At 59.2% G+C, this 21,378-nt stretch carries 23 protein-coding genes and 3 pseudogenes; 6 read left to right on the top strand and 20 right to left on the bottom strand.

Going from position 1 to position 21,378, the window contains the following annotated elements; genetic code table 11:
• The first annotated feature begins 37 nt into the window (after positions 1-37).
• Together B0G74_RS32505 and B0G74_RS32500 are read left to right on the top strand one after the other, a co-directional pair.
• Positions 38-622 (top strand): DUF308 domain-containing protein, encoded by a 585-nt coding sequence (locus B0G74_RS32505; protein ID WP_132380087.1) that lies wholly within the window; start codon positions 38-40, stop codon positions 620-622.
• 213 nt (positions 623-835) lie between these two features.
• Positions 836-2,281, top strand: a complete 1,446-nt coding sequence (locus B0G74_RS32500) for a DEAD/DEAH box helicase (protein ID WP_132380084.1) — start codon at positions 836-838, stop codon at positions 2,279-2,281.
• A gap of 497 nt (positions 2,282-2,778) precedes the next feature.
• Here B0G74_RS32500 and B0G74_RS32495 read toward each other — a convergent pair whose 3' ends face one another.
• A complete protein-coding gene (locus B0G74_RS32495; protein WP_132380082.1) occupies positions 2,779-3,852 on the bottom strand; it encodes a type II asparaginase in 1,074 nt (357 codons plus the stop codon).
• 764 nt (positions 3,853-4,616) lie between these two features.
• Between B0G74_RS32495 and B0G74_RS45905 the strand changes: the two genes are divergently transcribed.
• Complete coding sequence (locus B0G74_RS45905) at positions 4,617-4,781, top strand: hypothetical protein (protein ID WP_165923964.1); 165 nt, start codon at positions 4,617-4,619, stop codon at positions 4,779-4,781.
• A 34-nt stretch (positions 4,782-4,815) separates the two neighbouring features.
• Positions 4,816-5,025, top strand: a complete 210-nt coding sequence (locus B0G74_RS32490; protein WP_132380080.1) for a hypothetical protein — start codon at positions 4,816-4,818, stop codon at positions 5,023-5,025.
• Positions 5,026-5,341: 316 nt separating this feature from the next.
• Here B0G74_RS32490 and B0G74_RS32480 read toward each other — a convergent pair whose 3' ends face one another.
• The gene (locus B0G74_RS32480; RefSeq protein ID WP_132380077.1) at positions 5,342-6,373 is read right to left on the bottom strand and encodes a histone deacetylase family protein; all 1,032 of its coding nucleotides are present in this window, start codon (positions 6,371-6,373) and stop codon (positions 5,342-5,344) included.
• Between the two features lie 116 nt (positions 6,374-6,489).
• On the opposite strand from B0G74_RS32480, the gene B0G74_RS32475 reads away from it, so the two are divergent.
• The gene (locus B0G74_RS32475; protein WP_132380074.1) at positions 6,490-6,978 is read left to right on the top strand and encodes an Lrp/AsnC family transcriptional regulator; all 489 of its coding nucleotides are present in this window, start codon (positions 6,490-6,492) and stop codon (positions 6,976-6,978) included.
• A 227-nt stretch (positions 6,979-7,205) separates the two neighbouring features.
• Here the strand turns inward: B0G74_RS32475 and B0G74_RS32470 are convergent, their stop codons facing one another.
• Positions 7,206-7,694, bottom strand: coding sequence for an NUDIX hydrolase (locus B0G74_RS32470; protein ID WP_132380071.1), 489 nt, complete (start codon positions 7,692-7,694; stop codon positions 7,206-7,208).
• A 64-nt stretch (positions 7,695-7,758) separates the two neighbouring features.
• Between B0G74_RS32470 and B0G74_RS32465 the strand changes: the two genes are divergently transcribed.
• Positions 7,759-9,123, top strand: a complete 1,365-nt coding sequence (locus B0G74_RS32465; protein WP_132380069.1) for a hypothetical protein — start codon at positions 7,759-7,761, stop codon at positions 9,121-9,123.
• Positions 9,124-9,487: 364 nt separating this feature from the next.
• On the opposite strand, the gene B0G74_RS32460 is transcribed toward B0G74_RS32465, so the two are convergent.
• From B0G74_RS32460 to B0G74_RS32380, 17 genes and pseudogenes are all read right to left on the bottom strand, one after another.
• Entirely contained in the window at positions 9,488-9,943 is a 456-nt protein-coding gene (locus B0G74_RS32460) for a DUF3788 domain-containing protein (RefSeq protein WP_132380067.1), read from the bottom strand.
• A gap of 318 nt (positions 9,944-10,261) precedes the next feature.
• Positions 10,262-10,720, bottom strand: a complete 459-nt coding sequence (locus B0G74_RS32455) for a Rid family hydrolase (protein ID WP_132380064.1) — start codon at positions 10,718-10,720, stop codon at positions 10,262-10,264.
• A gap of 52 nt (positions 10,721-10,772) precedes the next feature.
• Positions 10,773-11,280, bottom strand: a pseudogene (locus B0G74_RS32450) (DUF417 family protein).
• Between the two features lie 383 nt (positions 11,281-11,663).
• A pseudogene (locus tag B0G74_RS32445) lies at positions 11,664-11,942 on the bottom strand (helix-turn-helix transcriptional regulator); the annotation flags it as partial.
• A 43-nt stretch (positions 11,943-11,985) separates the two neighbouring features.
• Positions 11,986-12,435 (bottom strand): GNAT family N-acetyltransferase, encoded by a 450-nt coding sequence (locus B0G74_RS32440; RefSeq protein ID WP_132380059.1) that lies wholly within the window; start codon positions 12,433-12,435, stop codon positions 11,986-11,988.
• 274 nt (positions 12,436-12,709) lie between these two features.
• Complete coding sequence (locus B0G74_RS32435; RefSeq protein WP_132380057.1) at positions 12,710-13,180, bottom strand: pyridoxamine 5'-phosphate oxidase family protein; 471 nt, start codon at positions 13,178-13,180, stop codon at positions 12,710-12,712.
• 89 nt (positions 13,181-13,269) lie between these two features.
• Positions 13,270-13,505 (bottom strand): annotated as a pseudogene (locus B0G74_RS46930) (hypothetical protein).
• A gap of 107 nt (positions 13,506-13,612) precedes the next feature.
• Complete coding sequence (locus B0G74_RS32425) at positions 13,613-14,308, bottom strand: glutathione S-transferase N-terminal domain-containing protein (RefSeq protein ID WP_132380055.1); 696 nt, start codon at positions 14,306-14,308, stop codon at positions 13,613-13,615.
• A 142-nt stretch (positions 14,309-14,450) separates the two neighbouring features.
• Positions 14,451-15,368, bottom strand: a complete 918-nt coding sequence (locus B0G74_RS32420) for an NADP-dependent oxidoreductase (protein WP_132380053.1) — start codon at positions 15,366-15,368, stop codon at positions 14,451-14,453.
• Positions 15,369-15,433: 65 nt separating this feature from the next.
• Positions 15,434-15,979 carry a peroxidase-related enzyme gene (locus B0G74_RS32415; RefSeq protein WP_132380051.1) on the bottom strand — a complete coding sequence of 182 codons (546 nt, stop codon included), beginning with the start codon at positions 15,977-15,979 and terminating at the stop codon, positions 15,434-15,436.
• A 188-nt stretch (positions 15,980-16,167) separates the two neighbouring features.
• Positions 16,168-16,803, bottom strand: a complete 636-nt coding sequence (locus B0G74_RS32410) for a nitroreductase family protein (protein ID WP_132380049.1) — start codon at positions 16,801-16,803, stop codon at positions 16,168-16,170.
• A gap of 51 nt (positions 16,804-16,854) precedes the next feature.
• Positions 16,855-17,646, bottom strand: a complete 792-nt coding sequence (locus B0G74_RS32405) for an alpha/beta fold hydrolase (protein WP_243658415.1) — start codon at positions 17,644-17,646, stop codon at positions 16,855-16,857.
• Positions 17,647-17,738: 92 nt separating this feature from the next.
• Positions 17,739-18,278 carry a carboxymuconolactone decarboxylase family protein gene (locus B0G74_RS32400; protein ID WP_132380047.1) on the bottom strand — a complete coding sequence of 180 codons (540 nt, stop codon included), beginning with the start codon at positions 18,276-18,278 and terminating at the stop codon, positions 17,739-17,741.
• Positions 18,279-18,573: 295 nt separating this feature from the next.
• Positions 18,574-19,530: an AraC family transcriptional regulator gene (locus B0G74_RS32395; protein WP_132380045.1), complete on the bottom strand. Its 957-nt coding sequence runs from the start codon at positions 19,528-19,530 to the stop codon at positions 18,574-18,576.
• A gap of 127 nt (positions 19,531-19,657) precedes the next feature.
• Complete coding sequence (locus tag B0G74_RS32390) at positions 19,658-20,368, bottom strand: SDR family oxidoreductase (RefSeq protein WP_132380044.1); 711 nt, start codon at positions 20,366-20,368, stop codon at positions 19,658-19,660.
• 13 nt (positions 20,369-20,381) lie between these two features.
• Complete coding sequence (locus B0G74_RS32385) at positions 20,382-20,666, bottom strand: DUF3331 domain-containing protein (RefSeq protein ID WP_132380043.1); 285 nt, start codon at positions 20,664-20,666, stop codon at positions 20,382-20,384.
• 146 nt (positions 20,667-20,812) lie between these two features.
• On the bottom strand, positions 20,813-21,358 hold the full coding sequence (locus B0G74_RS32380; protein WP_132380042.1) for a peroxidase-related enzyme: 546 nt from the start codon (positions 21,356-21,358) through the stop codon (positions 20,813-20,815).
• Positions 21,359-21,378: the final 20 nt, after the last annotated feature.

The following is a 21,378-nucleotide window of genomic DNA, read 5'->3' as shown; positions in this document are numbered from 1 at the left end:
AAGGCGATGCGGTCAACAAAATTTTGAAGGAGTTCCAATGGCTGATCATCTTTCAGATACCACCCGCCTTCAGGGTGAGCGGTGGCTCAAACACTATTATTTTATCCGTGCCGCATTTTCTGTCGTGTGGGTCGCGCTCGCGTTCGCCATCGGGCAGCATGCCACGGCGATCGGAGCAGCACTGCTCATCGTCTATCCCGTATGGGATGCGCTGGCTAATTACGTCGACATGTCGCGTAGCGGTGGGATGCGCGAAAACCCTACTCAGGCTTTCAACGTCTTCGCTAGCGCGGTGATAGCAATTGCGGTGATTGTGGTATTGAGCGTCAACACAAGCCTGGTCCTTGATGTATTCGGAGTCTGGGCCATTCTGTCCGGATTGCTTCAGCTCGCCACCGCCGTTCGCCGCTGGAAGCGCTTTGGTGCGCAATGGGCAATGATTTTGAGCGGGGGCCAATCGGCGCTGGCGGGCGCGTTTTTTATCGCGCAGGCCCATGCATCAGTGCCTCCGGCGATTGTCAAAGTGGCCGGCTACGCAGGTGTCGGCGCGATCTATTTCCTTGTCTCCGCGTTGTGGCTATCGGCCGGCCAACTGCGGCGCAAGTTTGCATCGACGCATTAAATGACCGGGTTATCGTGGCCGTATTTTTGCAGGTGCTGCGATTTGGCGACCACTACAAGGTCAACGCTGGCATAAGTCGACTTCGGCCGGTGCAACCCCTGCACTTTCAGACTACCCGCCAAAGACAACACCCAGAAAATCCCAGGCGTTAGACTTTCAGCACAGGCTGTAACCGTAACCGCTAGAATTGCGGCTTTAGCCCGGAATACGCCAATGTCTTTTGCCTCGCTTGGCCTGATCGATCCCTTGCTGCGTAATGTGCAGGACCTCAATTACCAGACACCTACGCCGGTGCAGGTCAAGGCGATTCCTGCTGTGCTCAGTGGCAAGGACGTCATGGCTGCGGCACAGACCGGCACTGGCAAAACGGCGGGTTTCGCGCTGCCGCTGTTGCAACGGCTGGTGCAGCACGGCCCCGCGGTGTCCAGCAACCGCGCGCGTGTTCTGGTGCTGGTGCCCACGCGTGAACTGGCCGAACAGGTGCTGCAAAGCTTCATCGCTTACGGCAAAGGCCTCGACTTACGGTTTCTGGCCGCCTACGGCGGTGTGAGTATCAACCCGCAGATGATGAAGTTGCGCAAAGGCGTGGATGTGCTCGTTGCCACGCCGGGCCGTTTGCTAGATCTCAATCGCCAGAACGCAGTGCAGTTTGATCAAGTCCAAACGCTGGTGCTGGATGAAGCCGACCGCATGCTGGATCTGGGCTTTGCGCGCGAACTCAACGCCGTCTTTGCTGCGTTGCCCGCTCAGCGCCAGACCCTGCTGTTCTCTGCCACGTTTACGGATGATATCCGCGCCATGGCGGCCGGCATTCTGCGCGGCCCGGTCAATATCAGCGTCAGCCCGCCCAATGCCACGGCCGGCAAGATCAAGCAGTGGGTGGTGCCGGTGGATAAAAAGAACAAGCCTGACCTCTTCATGCACCTTGTAGCTGAGAACAACTGGGAGCACGCGCTGGTGTTCGTCAAAACCCGCAATGGCGTGGATTACCTGGCGGCCATGCTGGATGAAGCGGGCTATGCGGTCGACACCATCCACGGCGACAAACCGCAACCCGCGCGCCTGCGTGCGCTGGAGCGCTTCAAGACGGGCGAAGTACATATGCTGGTAGCCACCGATGTGGCTGCGCGCGGGCTGGATATCGACGACCTGCCGCTGGTGATCAACGTTGATCTGCCGATCGTGGCGCAAGACTATGTGCACCGTGTTGGCCGTACCGGCCGCGCGGGCGCCAGCGGCGCGGCGGTGTCCCTTGTGTGTGCCGATGAAGCGCCGCAACTGGCCGCGATTGAAGCGCTGATCCGGCAAACGCTACGCCGTGAAGAGGTGCCGGGTTTTGAAGCCGAACACCGCGTGCCGCAAACTAGCGCGACGGGCCAGATCATCAAGAAACCCAAAAAACCTAAGAAACCGAAAGTGCAGCAAGCTACGCCGGGTGCCGTGCAGGTGCTCAGCAAAAAACCGCGCCCGCAAAGTGGCGAATACAAACGCAAGCCTGCGGCGCAGCGCGCTGTGGCCGCGGGTAAAGGCACAAGCTTGTCCAGCGGCAACCCATTCAGCGTGCAAAAGCCACGCAGCAAACCCGCCAGCAAGCCAACTGCGGATTCACGCAAGCCGGCTGGCAAACCCGCTGGTGGCCGCGGCAAACGCCAACCCTGATCCGTGAGGACGAGTAACGCCAGGCCCTGGAACAGGCTGGCGGTTTGCGGCCCGCTGGCGGGCAGCGGCGCGGCTGCGGCGTGCATCAGGTCGGCGGGTAACGGCGCACTGAATCCCGGATCGATAACAACTTCGGGGCCGAACGGACGTTGAAATCGCGCGCAGCGAGCGTTCGATCGAGGTCGTCTCGGGTGAATGTGTCTGAACGCTCTCTCTTCACCAGCGAGATGGAACTCAACGGGTCAAGCACAATGGTCCAGAGGACGATGGCGCTTTGCCACGCCGCACTCTGAACACGTTTCGAGCTCAAGCTCGTAGCAACTGCTTTCAAGTCGCGGGCAACAGCGACTGCGCTTGCTCCGCGCTGAAATATCTACATATCACGTTGGGAAAAGCGGCCGCAGTTGGACATCTCCTTTGAGGGCCTTGGAGGCTACGCTTAATAGACGAAGCGCGCGGCGATGACTGGCGTCAGCGTCGCCGCGCTGGTCGCACGTTTAGAACTGTTGGAACATCTCCTGCACGCGAGCAGGGTCGTTCGTCACCGTCAGCGCGAGCATCAGGAGAACGCGAGCTTTTTGCGGGTTGAGGTTGTCGCCGAGAAGACCGATATAAGCCGAGTCTTCGGGGACATAGCCACTGCCGGTTCGCGAGGAGCGGACCACGATGACTCCTTTATCTACAGCCTTCCTGATAGACGGCAGCGTGAGAAGAGACTCACTACCCGCGCCGACGCCCGCTACGACGATGCCGCGAGCGCCGTGAGCCACCGCAGCGTCATACATGTACCCCCCGTCGTTCTGGTGCCCATAGACGATGTCGACTTCCGGCAGAGAATCCAACTTCGAGACGTCGAACGGAGTCTGCGTTGTTTGCAGCTTGGCTACAGCTGTTTCGAAGTGCGGCACCTGATCAATCAACGTGCCGATGAAGCCATCGTCCGAACTCTTGAACGTGTCGAGCGTGTTCGCGTTCGTCTTCGTCGTATATCGAGCCGAGCCGATGCGGTCGTTGAGGACAATTAGTACGCCACGTTCTCTCGCAGTTGGGGAGGCGGCAACCGTTACGGCTTGAAGGATATTGCTGGGACCGTCGGCGCTGATTGCTGTCGACGGGCGCATCGAGCCAGTGAGGACCACCGGCTTGTCACTTTTCACCACCAGGTTGAGGAAGTAGGCCGTTTCTTCGAGTGTATCCGTTCCATGAGTGATGACCACGCCAGCGATGTCAGGTTGAGCAAGAAGTGTATTTACCCGCTTGGCCAGCTTCAGCAAAATTTCATTAGTGATGTTCTCGCTGCCGACGTTCGACACCTGCTCGCCAGACACCCGCGCCACTTTTCCAAGCGACGGAACGGACTTCAATAGAACGTCCGCAGTGAGGACGCCGGACTTGTAGCCGGTGGTTTGCGTTTCGCTCGCGCCGGTTCCAGCGATAGTGCCACCCGTCGCCAGCACGACGACATGCGGCAGCGTCGTCTGTGTTTGATTTTGAACTTGCGCTAACGCCGTTCCTGACGAAATAAAGCCGAATACCAAGGCCGAACAGAAAAGATTCCTGTACTTGCTCATCTGAGCACTTATGTCTCGCACCATGGACTCCAGATTCAAAGTGTAAATGTTGCCTGCGCCTCCGCGGATGACGCGGGAGAGGATAATCGGACCCTGGCGACTGCCGGCGTTACCACGTCTGGGGACACCGGAACTCGATTAGTTATCGGTCCAATGGCAAGAGTTTAGTGACCAACAGAACAAAGCCAATCGGGGTTTCCTGATTATTAAAAAACTTGATACTGCGCTACGGATAAGCTGACAGTGGGCTTTTCATTGGGGAATTTCGGTTGCGAAAATTTTTTTGAGGAGACGTGCTGCGTAGAGGACAAACTCGATATGAACCGCGGTCTTCCAGGGCCGAAAACCATAACCCGCTACTGACTCCGTCTTCGACGGCGGTCGCCGCGTCCGCGCTCCTGCTGGCGCTTCGCCAAGAACAACTTTGCGTCTCTTGAGAGTACGCGCACGATGGCGTTGGAGTTTGGTCGTGAGTTGAATTGGACGTGACGCCACTGGCAGCGGCTTCGTACGGCGACAGTTTCCGTGGATTGGACAGCGACGTGTTACGTGGCCCTGGCAGAGAACATCCCAAGGATTTCAACGGCTTCCACCAACAGCAGTATCTGCTCGCCGTCTCTATTGTTGTCGTTTTGAAAACTGTGAATTCACCGTGGCTGCGTTGATGTCCAGTGCATAGTGCTTAAAATGGACTGTGTGGGCAAACGGCTCGCGCGCATCACAGTGGTAACAGAATCGCATGATTCAACGATGTGGAGCATCAGATGGACATCCTTGACCTGGCTCGGAAATCGGGCATGACAGTGGTTCTTGACGCGAAGATTGGACGTCAGGAGTACCGCACAGTGCACGGCTCAGTCGCGGCGCTTGAGCGCTTCGCCGAGCTTCTCGCCGCGTCCATGCACGATGAGCTGGCGGAGCAGGATTGATACGCGTTGACAGCAACCTCAAACAGGAATCGCAATGAACTACGACTCATCGAAATCCACAAATATCGGCCGCGCTGAGCGCACGAACGACAATTACGACGGAGCTTCGCCCTCCGAAGAGGTCGCACAGGCGGTCGGCAAAAAAAGTGAGACAGCAAGGAACTGGGCGTGGGCGCACAGCAACGAATCGTACGATTGGATGGACTCTCATAGTCTCTTCAACACCCGGGACTCGATTCATTGAGGGATTTACCAGGGGGCAACGATTTTGCGCGATCGCAGCGTTGAACTGTATCGATCTTTGAAGTTGGCTTAGCCCATCTCGAGCAGCAGACTGTCGGCGTTCATCTCGATCTGTCTGACGTAACAGTCTTTTCGAACGTATCCCAACGGCGATAGTCCTGTTCGATGTAAGACGCCATGGTCGTCAGGACTTGTGTCATGCCGACCTCGGCGACCAGCTTTGAAACATCGTTTACATCTATGTATCGCGTCATGCTTTTAGCTCCTTGTATGCGGGCGACGGTCGGATCGCAAAGCGACGAATCGGTAAAACGACATCAGGCTCTACCTTCAAAGCCCAACAGAACGTTGACCGCGTTGATTCCAATCTCGTCGACCATATATCCGCCCTCCATCACGAAAAGCGTGGGGACGTTGAAGCTTGCGATCGCCTCGCCGATGCGTAGATAGTCCGGCGTGCGCAGGCGGAAGTGGCTGATGGGGTCGTCTTCGAACGTGTCGACCCCGAGAGAAATGACCAGTGCGTCGGGCGCATGCTGCCCGATCGCCGTGCCGGCGTGGCGCAGCGCGTGGTCGAAGCCTTCCCAGGTCGTTCCCCTCGGAAGGGGCAGGTTCAGGTTGAAACCCTCTCCCGCGCCGACGCCACGTTCGTCGGCATGCCCCGAGAAGTATGGATAGGACACCGTGGGATCGCCATGAGTCGACACGAATAGAACATCAGGTCGATCGTAGAAAATGTCTTGCGTGCCGTTGCCGTGATGGAAGTCGATGTCGAGAACGGCTACGCGCTTTGCGCCGCCGTCGATGCAATGCTGGGCCGCAATCGCGGCGTTGTTCAAGTAACAATAGCCGCCCATGTATTCACGACCGGCATGGTGACCGGGCGGGCGGCAAAGCGCGAATGCGGCGCGCGCGCCACCCGACAACGCATCCATGCCGGTCAGTGCCGAGTTGGCACTGGAACTGATCGCGGCCCACGTACCCGCGTTGATGGGGGAACCGGCGTCCATCGAAAAGAAGCCAAGCTTGCCATCGATGAATTCGGGCAACTCGTGACCGGGCAGTCCCCTCACGGGCCAGACGAGTGGCAGAGCCTGACAGGCTCTGCCCGTTGCAAGCCACTCGTGCCACGCTCCTGCCAGAAAGTCGACGTACCGCTGGCTGTGCGCGGCTGCATAGTCCGCGCATTGGTAGGCCTTCGGGCTGATGACATCGCCGAGTCCGGTTGCCCTCACTTGCGCAAGCACCGTCTCGGCGCGGAGGGGCTTCTCGAAGGAATCGGAGATGGCGCCGTCCTTTAGTTCGACGCCATGGTGCAAGCGATGATCGCTACTGTAAATGGTGAGCATGGTTGACTGCCGCGTTGAAGACAGCCAACAGTTTATTGAGCGGCGGCCGCATTGATTTTGCTTTCGGATGCGGAAAAGCCTAACATTTTGGGAAATTTGTCTAACAGGAATGAAAGATGAGCACAAATCGCCCAAAAACAGAAATGGACGCGGTCGACCGCTCGATGTTGCGCCTGCTTCAGGACGATGGTGCCGTGTCGAATGCCGCACTCGGGGAGAAACTCTCGCTGAGCGTGACGCCATGCTGGAGGCGGCGCAAGCACCTGGAAGACGAAGGTGTGATTACCGGTTACCAGGCGAACATCGACCGGCGCGCGGTCGGCCTGAATCTTCTTGCGTTCGTGCATCTCCGGTTCAATGTGCACTCGGACAAAACCGCAGATAACTTCGAGGCCGTCATCCGCGGTCGACCGGAAGTCCTCTCGTGCCACAAGATCACAGGCGATGCGGACTATATTCTGCAGGTGGTCGCCGCTGATCTGGACGCATACGGTGAATTTGTCGAGCGGGTGCTACGACGGCAGCCGGGCATCGCGTCGATACAATCGAGTCTTGCGCTACGCGAGGTGAAGTTTTCGTCCCGGGTTCCGATTCCTGACGCCTGAACACATCACTCAAAAGTAGGCTGCCGATTCGCCACTCGTTGCGACTCAACTCGGAGCGGGCTGTCAACGCGCGCTCGACCGCCATGCGCTGCACCCCGTTGTGGACCCTCGCCCTGGCCGCGCGTGCGTCCGATATCCGTTCGGAAGAGCATTCTCTCGATGATTTCCGCCCTGCTTACTGACCGCATTGAACTACCGTCGAGATGTCCCGCAAGGAAAAGGGCCAACTAACGGCAGAGATCTCTGCCGAGATACGCAGCGACCGCCCCTGTCAGCGCGATGCCGTGCAATTCCTCTGGCGATACCAGATGCGCGGCGATAATCTCACGATTATCAAGCCGCAACTCGGGTATGCAATCGAGGTGCAGTTCAAAGAAGTGCACCCGGTCTCTTCGCCCGTCCCAAATGCCGCAGACACTGCCCGCGGGAAGTAATGGGTACGACGAGAGACCAATCTCCTCCTCCATCTCGCGCTGCGCCGCTGTATCAGGCGTCTCTCCGGGCCGGACACTGCCGCCGGGAAAATTCCACTCGGCCCGGTACGATGACTCCACCAGTAAAAGCGCCCGCCCGACGTAGATTGCTACTAGCGCTCCCTCATGGCGAGGCCGTCGAAGGTGCCACCAGGCGCGAGCGAACGGGAATCCAAGACGAAGCACCATGCGCCAGACAGAGTCGATAGGCATAGCTGGTCGCACTTGCTCAAGGCTCCGCATGAGGTCTCCCCTCCCTTATAATCCCTGCATTGATAGCGATTTCACCGGCGGAGAGCCCCACTTTATGAGTCAAGCACACGGGCGATACTCGGGATCTCGGGACAAGGGCCCGCGTCAGTCGCGCCAACCTTCAAAAACGTCATCTTACCGACAGAACAAATCATACGTAAAGGCGCCACCTGCCCGAGACCCGGCCCAGACCGCGTCTATTTTCAAAACGCGTTCCTTTAAATTTCTGGTCGATGCAGTGGGAGCGGAGAACATCGCACTAGGACTCGATTCGAACCTGACGCGCGTAACCGAATTGATGAATGGCGAGAGATTCACACCTGAGACGGCCTTCCACATCGAAACGACGCTCGGGCTACCGGATGGGTTTTTCGATCAACCTCATCCCACCCTCCCGTCCGAGACCATCAGTCGCTTGAGGGCGCCGCTCGACTTTATTCACCCGAATGCTGAACCGGAATCAGCGCACGGGCAGGTATTGGAGACGGCTCCCGCCACACAGGCGAATTCCCGCCCTACCCCCACAGATCGTTTGCCCAGGGAATCAGAAATGTCAAAGAGGACAGATGGCAGTTCGCCAAAGGCCGCCGCGAAGAGTAATCCCGCAGGGGCAAAGCCTGCCACGACTCCCCCGTCGAAATCCGCGTCAGCGAAAGCCAAAGCGTCTCCAAAGTCAGGGACTCAGCAATCGTTGCCACTGAACGACGTCGCAGCGTTGGAAAACATCCGTCGTGCCAATCTGCACGTGCTCACCCACCGTAAGGGATCGAAGGTGCGGCTGAGCGCGGTAGTGAGTATCAGCGCCTCCAACCTCGACAATCGTCTGTATGGACAGAAGCGCATGGACGACGCCGAAGCCAACCGCTTCACCGAACGTCTTGGTCTGCCAACCGCGTGGCTGGACGTTCCCCGTTCAGTCAGAGACATCCCTGAATCGGTCTCGGCTCTGCTTGATCCAGATCCACGGTCTGGTCGACATGCGACTGATCAGCAGGAACTGCCAGCTGCTTTAAAGCCGGAAGCTACGGTGGCAAGAAAGTCTGCGGTTAAGAAAGCGAAAACCGCGCGCCGTCGAAACAGCGACCCGTCGGAGGCAGATCACACGGGCGTCGCCGCCGAAACGAAGTCAGTTGTGGAGCAACAGGATGCGGTGCTCCCATCAGCCGCCGATCCGGACGTTCGGCAAGCTGTTGACCGCGATGTCCCGTCGTCCGCCTCTCACCCGCAGCCTGCGCTGGCCTCCGTCACAGAGGTTATCGCGGAGCCACGCCGTTATGCTTCCGTGACGAGCCTGGACGATCTGATAGGTATTGAACCGATAGCAGAGGCGCTGATCAAGACGCTCGCGGGTAAGGCACGCACCGGCCGCCTGGACGAGATGAAAGCGTTGGAACTCTTGCGGCAGATCGTGTCGCTCTGACCTGAATCGACAACTCACCGGCACTCCACGGCCGCCGGAGATTCCGCCGGAACGGAGTGCCTTTCCAGCAAAAGCCGCGTATCCGATCATTGAGATGCGAACTGCGCCTCGTCTCATGGCGGGTTTGCTGGAGTGTCGTGCGAGACGTTCGCGAACGTCACTTAACGGTCGCCTTGGGTATCTTCCGCCGGCCCATTACGCTGACAGAGCGTGGGGGTTCACGTCTGGTCACAGTAGTTCCTCTGGCCTTCTGACTTTCGCTGTAATAGATCCGGGGTTTCTGCTTCTGGGCAACACTCCCACCGCTACCGCAGCTTCCATTGTGATGTATCGACCGGTTGAATCCGCGGGACCTCCGCGACATTCAACCGCATGATAGCGGTGGGCGCTTCATGCTCACAAGCTCTGTCACCTCACGCCAATCATCTGCGGATGAGACCGCAACAGTCAGCCATTTGCCGTCAGGGTATGCTCGGGCTTCATCGTAAAGCTTGACCAACTGTGGTCGCCAGGAATAACGCCGCTCCTCAAACTTCTCTCGCTCTGCTCGCCCCAAGACCACCAGAACCGAAAACAGCCTGTATGCCGGCAGCAAGGTGCAGAACGCCTTGGTCTTCTTGTAGCGCAGTGACCAACCGCGTTTCTTGCCACCATAGAGCCACTCTGGCGCGAAAACACCGGGGTAGGAAGCCTCGATCCAGCTCTGCAGCTCGACCCAATGCTCGAACGCCTCTGGCCCGATCCAGCTGCGGACAGTGCGCTCATCGGGGGGTGCTGATTTGTCGGTGATCCTGTCGCCGATTTGGGGGGACTGTTTCATGTTGCTTTCCTCTTCCTCTTTATGGGTGGAATGCCTCTAGTGGTGAAGGAGCTCTCCTTGCCGACGATCTTTCATGAGCTTCTCGAAGGCAATTTAAATGCTTGGCGGTATCGAAAGTTCACCTATCCACGCTTGTGTCAGACCGATCGCTCTAATCGGATGCGGCAATGGCTGCGACCTTCACAAAGCAAATAAGCGGCACTCGTATCGATCTTGTCGAATTCGGGCGACTGCTAAGGATGCTCTGGACAATTCACTTCTGGAGCGGTGCCTATCTTTTCGATGAGATATCAAATCGGCTCGATCATCAGGGCCCGCCTATACCGTAGGCAGCACTGCTTTGAAGACGATTTCGATGAGCTGCTCAGGAAACGCCAGCCTCGAAACGCCGATCAGATTGCTGGCGCACTGAGGCCGCGCCGTAGCATAGGCTTCCTTGCGCACCTTGCCCGCTATCGCGAAAGCCTCATCGACATCGAGGACATAGATCGTCTCTTCCACCACATGGTCGAGGGTGGCTCCGAACTCTGCGAGGATCTTTGCAGCGTTTGCATAGGTCACCCGCATCTGCTCCGCCATCGTCGAGAAGTCGGCTGGCTTGCCGGTTTCATCGAGCGCGGCCGGTGCGATCATGACCCCCGTGTCGTCATGACTAAGCTGACCGGACACATAGATCATGTTTCCGACCTTGATCGCTTGTGCATAGCCGTAATCGTCTTCCGCCGGTACGCCGTGATAGGCGGCCTCTTTGCCATTCGCTGCGCTCGTGTGCGTCATATATCATCTCCTGTCGAATAAGCCGGTTCAGATGTCCGGCCATCTGTTCACGTCACGACTTCTGAGGGTTGGTCCGCGAGCCCTGGACTGACGCTAGAAAGAGAGAAAGCGATGCAGCCAGCAGAACAAGATCCTTAAGAAGAAACTGGCCAGGTACAGCTGAAATGGCCGGAAATCCGCCCGCCGTCGCTTCAGCTACTCCAGGGGTGCTCAAGAAGAAGGTGAGCGTGATCAGATAGGTCGCCGTCGACATCGCCGCGCCCAATGCGGAGAAAATGGGCAGGAAGGCTCCGAGAATCAGAGCAGCCGCGGTCGACAGGCTCAAGGACGCCTATAACGTTACTTGCCCCTTGAACTCCCAATAGCGCATGCAACCAGCTCATGATCGGGCTGTTGACGATGAACGGCGCGATGCCGTTGGCTTCGTAGGCGGTGAATTTCATTGCACCGAACCAAAGAAAGATGACCACCAGCGCCCATCTGAGCAGGGCCAGAATAGAGAGCGATCCAACGCTCTTTTCAGCGATTTGTAGACGATACTGATTTGCTCGAATGCTCATTTTGGATTTCCCGTTCAGGTTGTTCGTCGGTTCGTTAGGAGGCTCCACTTTAAGGCCTACCCGGTTCCCGTTTCGAGACTAAATATGCTCAATAAAATGCCCAAAAGGATCAAGGCAACGAGGCGATTCGTTCCCGCGGCCGCGTTGCGGGATGGCACGATACGAGTCGTTTCGTCGAGATCGAGGTTCAAAATACTTGAAGGTAGAGACGAGCGCGTCGTGGATCGCTTGCCCAAACGAAACGGAAGGAGAGTTCCGATCCTCCATGGATCCGGGATAGTTGCAACTGGGGTGTGCATGTCGGACTGCGCGTCATTGCTTGACCAGGACCGAACGAGGTCTTGTCGAAAGAAAGGCTCGCCCCGCGTGAGTGCGTCTCCGCCTCATTCGTGCGTTATTCCGCAAACGAAGCGTCGCCATTCGCGTTCGCGCGCGAGGCGACGCCATTGTCCCGGCGTCATGCCCATCCTGTCGGTGAACACACGCCGGAATACCGACACGGATCGATACCCTACCGACCCGGCCACGACCTTCACAGTCATCGCCGGCTCCTTCAGCCCGTTGACGACCAGGCTCATGCGGATATCGGTCAGCAGTTCGACGGCCGAGCGCCCCAGCCTGTCCTGAAACTGCCGCATGAAGGTGTCTCGTGACATGCCGCACGGTGCGCCGCACGAGTGCTGAGGACGGCCCCGCGCCGTCGTGTCAGGCGAATAGTTTCCGGTACTGAATGAAAGGCGAGCGATCACCGACGCGGTCGTAAAGCCGCATAGCGGTATGGTTGGTTTCGTGTGTGAGCCAGTGCACACGGCGCACCCCGCGACGTTTCGCATCCGCATAGACATGCTCGATCAGCGCGCGGCCGATGCCGCTGCCACGCGCATCGTGCGTAACGAACAGATCTTGCAGATAGCAGTAGTCGCCCGCTGTCCAGGTGGATCGATGGTAGATCGAATGCACCAGCCCCAACGCCTGTTCATCCACCATCGCAAGCGCGGCATGCATCGGCTCAACCGGGTCCAGAAAGCGTCCCCATGTCTCGAGTGTCACGGACTCGGGGATATCCACTTCGTAAAATCGCTGATAGGCTTTCCACAGCGGAAGCCAAATATCAAAATCGTTCTTTTCAATAGCTTTGATCTCGACTGATTGCATAGAATGCTCCTGAACTTGAGATATCCGCCCTTCTGCTGAATGCGGACGGGGCGCGCGGACGTGGCCGAACACCTCTAACGCCCAATCGAAGTGATCTGCGCCGACAATCCGCTGGACGCCGATTCGTCGACCGAAGAGAGGGGGCCACTCCGGCGGACGACTCGCCCTTTCCCCCTGACGCGACCAACCGATTCCAGGAGTCAGAGGGTGCATGGACAGTTCGGGCGCATCAACAGGATCGGCCTCGTGAGCCGCTCGCGAGCGTACCCCCCGCCTACTCCATGATGGGTTTCACGCCATACTTTTGATAGTAAGACATCCTGATCTCGTCCTGACTTCGAGGAGGGTCGGCGAAGACATGGGCCGGCGACAGCAATGGGGCAATCGAAGAGGTTTCGATTCTGGCGACGTGATCGACAGGATACTCGAGGCCGTTCGTCGCCCGAACCCAGTCCGCGATCTTCAGATACTCGTCATCGCCCGGCGTCAGTATCAACGCACGGCCCTTGAATCGATAACCGCGCCTCTGGAAGATGTCGATGACGTTAATCTCCACGGCGGGATTGCGCTTCAGGTTCCGTATCGTCCCGGGCGATGCGATATCGGCGAAGTAGAGAACACCGTTGTTGACCGTCAAAGACGCCTTCGGCGAAAGATTGGGCGTCCCGTCGTCGTTGACTGTCGCGACGAACGACAGTATCGCCTGTTTGATGATCGCCTCCATGTCGGCGTTGATTTCATTCATAGATATCCTCGCTTGAAAAGAATTTGGGTGACTCCCAATGCGTCGCTGAACAGAACTCGTCAAATGTTGATCTCAGGGTGAGCTTCTCGTTATTTGATGGGCGTGGTCAGCGCTTTGTCATCGGTGTCGAGGACGAATACCGCGAGCAACTTTGCCGGCTCGGTCTTGCTCGCGTTGCGGCTGATCGAATGGATCGCGCCCGGCGCATAATCGACTCCACGGCAATCAGTGACTTGCCCGGAATATTGGGAATGGCCGCCTCGTAGTTCTTCGTGACGGTTTCCGCTTCGCCGTCATGGGCCGAGACGGGGCCAACCACCGAGATGGCAAGGGTCGCGCAGGTGGCAGCGATGATGGTTCAGATCTTCATGGACTATCTCCTTCCGGGTATCGGTTAGTCTTTGTTCTTCCGTGTTTTCTGCCAGCGCTGCTTCAGGCCGCCGTCACTTTCAGCCCGCGCTGCACCGCCGTCCGCGCAAGACCCCGTTCGAGCCATCGTTGTACATGCCCGAAGCGGTCAAAACCGACGAGCTCGCGCGCTTCGTAAAAGCCGATCAGGTTGCGTACCCAGCCGAGCAGTGAAATATCGGCGATGCTGTAGTCAGCCCCCATCACCCAGTCGCGGCCCGCGAGCCGTTCGTCGAGGACACCAAGCAGCCGGGCTGATTCGGTTGCGTAGCGCTCGCGCGGGCGCTTGTCCTCATAGGCTTTGCCTGCGAATTTGTTGAAGAAGCCCACCTGGCCGAACATCGGCCCGACACCGCCCATCTGCCACATCAGCCACTGGATCGTTTCGTAGCGCGTGTTGGGATCGGTGGAGAGGAGCCGTCCCGTTTTGTCGGCGAGATAGATCAGGATCGCTCCCGATTCAAACAACGCAAGCGGCCGTCCGCCCGGACCATCGGGATCGAAGATCGCCGGAATCTTGCCATTGGGGTTGAGCGCGAGGAAGGCCGGATCGTGGTTCTCGTGCGCCATGATGTCGATGCGATGCGGCTCATAGGCAAGGCCCGTCTCCTCCAGCATAATGCCGACTTTCACACCGTTGGGTGTCGGTAAGGAAAAGAGCTGGAGCCGATCAGGGTACTGCGCCGGCCAGCGCGTGAAAATTGGATGAAGGAGTGTCATTTTCTTCCTGGGTGAGCGGGTCGAGTCGCGCCGGGGCATGGCCGATTCTTCCGACTGGATGCATGCCGGGACGATCGCCACGAGCCAAAAAAGCAACGATGATCCACGGGGTGGGCAGAGCCGTTCGCCCTCCCCCGCTTTCTCACGAACGGACGCGGATGATCGTCTTCCCCGCGATTCGTCCGGTCGGGTTGAAGGCGGCAACCGCATCATCGAGGCTCGCGACGGTGCCGATGTTCGTCCGCAGTCGCCCGTCCCGCACCCGCTGGACGATCTCACCCAACTGGGCACGATCGGACTCGACCACGAAGTCGACCACCAGGCCGTCCGTAGGCCGCGCCTCGGTCGGGCCGGCGATCGTCACCAGCGTTCCTCCGGCTCGAATCAGGCCCGCGGACCGCTTCGCGATGTCGCCGCCAAAGACATCGAAAACCAGATCGACGCCGCCGACGTCTTCCATGGCGTCGTTCTCGAGGTCGACGAACTCCTGCACGCCGAAGTCGAGCGCCGTCTGACGGTGCGCAGCGCGTCCGGTACCGATGACGTAGGCGCCGTACTCACGTGCAAGCTGGGTCACCATTGACCCGACCACGCCGGCCGCGCCGTGCACGAGGACGCTCTGCCCCGACCGGAGGCGGCCGTGCTGGAACAGTCCCTGCCATGCAGTCAGGCCCGGCATCGGCAGGCTCGCGCCTACCGTGAAGTCAACGTCGCCTGGCAGCGGCGCGAGGTTACGCGCCTCGACGGCCGCGTACTCGGCAAGCGTGCCATCGCGAGTCCAGTCCGTGAGACCGAACACCCGCTGTCCCACTGACAGCCCCGTCGTCCCATAGCCGAGAGCGGTCACCACTCCGGCCAGCTCGTGCCCAGGAATTGACGGTGTTCGGTCACGGTTCACGCGGTCGGTCCAGGTGGGGGGCCACGTCAGCTCATCCCAGGTGAATCCCGACGCGTGAACCTCCACGATGACGTCGTTTATCGCCGCCTGCGGCTCGGGTCGCTCCGTCAGCCGCATCCCGCCTGTTCCTGCAGCCTGGTCCGTCACAATGATTGCCTTCATCGTCCTTCTCCTTGTGCGTGGTACATCGCCATTTCCGAATTCCCTCGCAAACGAATGAATAGAGTTCAGATCGAGCCAGCCGGCGTAACGGCGGGAAAGTCCTTCTCGGGATCGAACACGTTGTTGAAAAAGTTCGTCAGCGAGTACATGGCTACCAGCGCGACGATCTCCATCACGTTTGCATCCGTGTAGCCGGCATCGCGGACCGCTTTCAGATCGGCGTCACCGACCTGCCCTCGGGTCTCGATGACCTTGCGCGCAAACTGGACGGCAGCGTCCCGCTTCGCGTCGGTGGCATGGCCCTTGCGCGCGAGAATGATTTCATCAGCCGGCAGCTTCGCCATGTGCTCGGCCGTAAAGCTGTGAACCGTCAGGCAGTAGTTGCAGCCGTTCACTTCGGACACAGCGAGGCCGATGCTGTCACGCGTCTTTACGTCGAGCGCCCTGCTCAGGGAACCGAGCAGGGTAGCCCATGCGTTGAATGCGATCGGGCTCTGCGCGAAGGCCGCCATCATATTCGGGGTGAACCCGATATTTTTGGTGAACGCATCGAGCGTCGGTTTCGATTCGGCCGGCACCTGGTCCGGCTTTAAAGTAGTAGTCCTTGTCATCGTGGTCTCTCTAAGTCACTGGTTTCACTAGTTTGGGAGAGTTCATCTGGGAACCATCCCTCGGCTTACTTCGTGCCCGATTCCGGGGTCGAAGGTGATCAGGCCCTCAGGTAGGAGGTACCTTGCGCTTGCCTCCCATTCTGTCGGCCCCGTGGTCGTTCGGCGCGATCACCGCCGCGGCGACGCATCTAAACGAGATCCAGCACATCGGTCAGGGGACGGCGCGGCTTCTGCGCCCAGTTTCCCGGACGCTCCGCCCCGACGGACAACAGCAGAACCGGCACTTCGTCCCCGGCCAGTCCGAACTCGCGGTGTACCGCTTCGGCATCGAAACCGATCATCGGCGTCGAACCCAAGCCCAGTGAGCGGGCCGCATAGATCATCGCCGACGCGCCGAACGTGGCGGTGCGTACAGCCTCGTCGCGCCGGCGCTGCGGGTACGCCATGTACAGATCGCGTGCGGGGTTTTCCCATTCCGGCACCATCGCGGCCGGCATGACGCCCGCCTCCACCAGCGGCGCCAGGCGCTCCGGTATGACGCTGGTATCGACCAGCTGACCGCAGACGATGAAGGTCACGGCCGCATCGGTGATCGCGGGCTGGTTCCAGGCAATCGGACTCAGCCTGGCCTTGGCTTCACGCGTGCGTACCGCAATGAAGCGCCAGTTCTGCAGGTGGAAGGATGTCGGCGCGGTGGTGCCGATTCGCACGAGCTCGCGAATCTGGTCGTCGCTCAGGGTGGCGGCAGGATCGTAATACTTGGCGGCGCTGCGGCTCAGGATACATTCGATGACTGCATTGGTCATGGTGGTTCCATTGTTCATGGTGATTCCTATGGGTGTGGGGATAGGTTGAGGGACACGAGTGCTTTCGCTCTATGCAGAGCTGCTGTCATTCACGGTTCTGGAACCTGATACCGGCTGGCCCAGGTCGCTATCATCGCGGCGGCATAGTCGGCGTCGGCCCGGCGCGTAAGCAGGTGATCGGCGTTGTCCAGGGAAATGAAGCTCTTGGGGTGCTTCGCGACCGCAAAAAATGCGCGCGGCATTCTCGATACCCACTGTCGCATCCAGCGGCGAATGCAGGACCAGCAATGGAATTCGCAACTGGGCGATTCGGAACGCCAGGTTGTGACGCGCCAGGTCGTCGACAAAACTCTTGCGCACGACGAACGGCCTGCCAGCCAGCAATACCTCTGCTTCCCCTCGCGTCTCAATGGTTTGAAGGCTTCGCGGGTCGAACTGATGCAGAACATGGCTGGTATCAAAGGGGGCGCCAAGCGTGGCCACGGCACGAATGCCCGGCATCTCGCCCGCCGCCATCAAGACGGCTGCACCACCAAGACTATGGCCGACGAGAATCGATGGGGATTTACCGTCTCTGGTCATGGCGTTGCCGGCCGCGACCAGATCGTCCACGTCCGCGGCGAAAGTGGTGTCGGCAAAACTCCCACCGCTATTGCCTAGTCCGGCAAAATCGAAGCGCAACACACCAATGCCATGAGCGGCCAGCGCACGCGCCACGCGACTGGCGGCCAGGCTGTCCTTGCCGCACGTAAAGCAGTGAGCGAGTATGGCCCAGCTCTGCGCATCCCCGTCCGGTAGTTCCAACCTGCCGGCGAGCCTGTAGCCACGTGGTCCGTCAAATTCAAAGGATTGTGCGGTCATAAGTCGATATCTCTGGTTTGGCGGGCATTACATCAGCGAGCTGCCGGGCGACACCCTGGATGTGTGCTGCCGAGCTTGTCCGGCGAGGCCCTTCACTCGACGGCCGGAAAGTCGACGTCGGTGCCGTTGATACGATTGAAGGTATTGGTGAAGATTCCGAGTGCGACGGTCAGCGAGATCTCCGCCAACTGGGTGTCGGTATAGCCAGCCGCACGGATGGCATTAAACTCGTCCTCGCTGATCGTGCCGCTCGTGGTCTGCAGGTGGGACACAAAGCGCACCAGGGCATCACGCTTGGCGTCACCCGTGACCTGCCCCACGCGAATGGCGCGCAAGACATCGACCGGCAGGCCCACCTTCTTGCCCACAAAACTGTGGGCGGCCACACAAACGTCGCAGCCCGTCTTCGCACTGACCAACAGCTTGATGGTTTCGAGCTCTTGCCGGCTCAGGCTGCCTGAGTCCAATGTGCCTTGGGCGTCGAGCACCGCGGCCAAAGACGCCGGTAGAAGGTAGCCCAACGCGGCGTACGTGTTCGGGACCCGGCCGCCAGCAATCTTCCTGACCCGCGCATAGATATCAGCGGTGGCGCCAGTTGCCGATTCGATGGCGGGAATAGCGATACGGCTCATGTGGTGAACCCTTCATCACGTGGTTGGGAGTCTCCACTTTAGGCCTCCCCCGTACCGATTTCGAGACCGGATTTACTCAATAAAATGTCCAAAAGGATCAAGTCGACCTGGACGATCCATCCCTCGGCACACAACGCGGACGGCGCATGTCGTCTCGTGGAGATCGAGGTTCACGTGCTGCAGGTATAGGCGAACGCGTCGAGGGTCGCTCGCGCGAATGGGCGGCCGCCCCGCGCCGACACCTCTAGCACCTGATCCAGCCTGCACACCGAAAGCGAAGCGATAATTTGTGCCACTACTGGCCCTGGCGCGCGAGACGGCGCCATTGCCCCGGCGTCATGCCCATCCTGTCGGCAAACAGACGCCGGAATGACGACACGGATTGATACCCTACCGATTCGGCGACGGCCTCGGTTGTCATCGTTGGCTTCTTCAGCTCGTTTGCGGCCAGGCTCATGCGGATATCGGTTAGCAGGTCGATGGCCGAGCGCCCCAGTGTGTCCTGGAAGTGCCGCATGAAGGTGGCGCGTGACATGCTGCACAAGGCGGCCAGATCAGGCAGACTCCAGGACCGCGCGGGATCGGCGAACATGGCTGAAATGGCTGGCGCCAGTCGTGGATGGCCTGCGAGCGCCAACAGGCCTGCCGGGGCCTGCTCGGATTCGCTCGCCTCGCGCAGTACTAGCATAAACAGCGCCGAACTAAGCGCGTTGAGGATGGCGTATCCGCCCACTTTGTCGCCCGTGGACTCGGAGCGCATCAGACCCACGAAACTGGCCAGGTGATTCGAAGCAGACCCGATATCCGTTTCACCATGGCCTTCCATGGTCCGTACCACCAGATTCGTGGGCAGGTAATTGCGAATCAGCCGGTCATGAGGCGGCCCGATGAGAAATCGCCCGCACAACATGTCCAGACGCTCGCCCTGGCCGTCATTCTCGCTGAGCGTCAATCCGGCGGAGCCCTGGCGTTCGTAAGTAGGCCCAGGCGCATGTCCACTGCCATCGTGCAGAACGTGCGCCGACCCGTGAGGCAGCAGCACGATATCGCCGCCCACCAGTTCCGTGGCCGTCTCTGTCTCCGGATCCTCGATGATGGCCCGGCCCTTGAGCACGACGTGGTAGGGAATCTCATGCGCCGCGGACTGATCCCAGGCCACACGCCAGGGCGCACCGTAGGCGCAGCGGACCTCCAGCCGGCCGGTGATGGTGATCATTTGCAGGAGATGGCTCAGCCAGTCGACTTGGGACATGGGACTCCGTTAGGCCTCGACATGGAAAAAGATGGGGCACCGGCCGGGCTACTGCGCCTGCCGGCGCGTGAAAATGGGATGCTTGAGTGTCATTTTCTTCCTCCTTCACGATCAGCGCCGGCGCATCTCAGCGGCCAGCACTTTGCCCGCCGTCGACGTGCAGGATCTCTCCGGTGATAAACGGTGCGGAATCGAGAAACAGGATGGCGTCGGCGATATCGCTCGTCTCGCCCAGACGTCCAATAGGGTTGAAAGCTCCCAGCGCTTCATAAATTTCAGGCGCGTGCATGGGCGTCTTTATGTTCCCCGGAGCGACGGCGTTTACACGAATGCCCTTCTTCGCGTACTCGATCGCCAGTGACTTCGTGGCGGCGTTGATGCCGCCCTTCGTCAGAGCCGCCAGGACCGAGTAGACCCCACTGATTGCAACCTGGTCTATGCTGGCCGTGACGCTCACCACGTGGCCACTCGAATGCTTTTCCATCTCGGCGATCGCGAGTTGCGTGATGTGATAGAAGCCCGCCATGTTCACGTTCATCACGGCGGCGTAGTCCTCAGCGGTGTGTTCGGTAAAAGGCTTTCCGATATAGATGCCCGCGTTGTTCACCAGCGTATCGATCCGGCCAAATCGCGCGACGCCTTCGGAAATGACACGTTGGGCGGTCGCTGGGTTGCCGCTGTCACCGGCTACCGTCAGGACGTTCGCGTCGTCCGACGGCTTGATCGAACGTGAGGTTGCAACGACGGCATAGTCGAGCTTGCGAAATGCCTGAACGATCGCGGCACCAATCCCTTGCGACCCGCCGGTAACGACGACAACCTTTCGTGATGTGCTCATGTTTTGGTACTTTTTAACGTGATGGTTTCTGGGAAAAGCCAGATACAGCGGAAGCTAGAATCATTCGATGGCGATTGATAGGCACATGCGATCGATGTACACGCGGACGAAATATCGAATCCCCGCGGCGTATTGGTTTACCGGACAGCACACAAATCGCATCCGCGTGCGCAAGACCGATGCCCCAGATCTGATTCGCATAATGACCCAGGCAAGGATCGCTCCAGCGTATGCTAATCGTCGTTGACGACAGCTTCTCCACAATGGAGACGTGCAACGGCGACCGTTCGTTTTGCATGGTGGGGATCGCTCATCATCAAAACCTTGTCGGTAAGCCCGGATGGGTTCGCAAGAATCTTTTGGCATCAGGAATCTTTTGCATCCGGGCTTTCGCGTTACGCTCGCATCAACCTCCTGGGACACCCGGAAATGGTCGATATATCGTCAAATCGAGCCGGCGGGCGTAACAGCGGGAAAGTCCTTCTCGGGATCGAACACGTTGTTGAAAAAGTTCGTCAGCGAGTACATGGCTACCAGCGCGACGATCTCCATCACGTTTGCATCCGTGTAGCCGGCATCGCGGACCGCTTTCAGATCGGCGTCACCGACCTGCCCTCGGGTCTCGATGACCTTGCGCGCAAACTGGACGGCGGCGTCCCGCTTCGCGTCGGTGGCATGGCCCTTCCGGGCGAGAATGATTTCATCAGCCGGCAGCTTCGCCATGTGCTCGGCCGTAAAGCTGTGAACCGTCAGACAGTAGTTGCAGCCGTTCACTTCGGAGACAGCGAGGCCGATGCTGTCACGCGTCTTCACGTCGAGCGCCCTGCTCAGGGAACCGAGCAGGGTGGCCCATGCGTTGAACGCGATCGGGCTCTGCGCGAAGGCCGCCATCATATTCGGGGTGAACCCGATATTTTTGGTGAACGCATCGAGCGTCGGTTTCGATTCGGCCGGCACCTGGTCCGGCGTTAGCGCTGAAGTTCTTGCCATCGTAGTCTTCCTTGTAAGTT

The sequence above is a fragment of the Paraburkholderia sp. BL9I2N2 genome, from assembly GCF_004339745.1.
In the GTDB taxonomy this organism is placed as follows: domain Bacteria; phylum Pseudomonadota; class Gammaproteobacteria; order Burkholderiales; family Burkholderiaceae; genus Paraburkholderia.
This window is presented reverse-complemented; position numbering and strand designations above follow the sequence as displayed.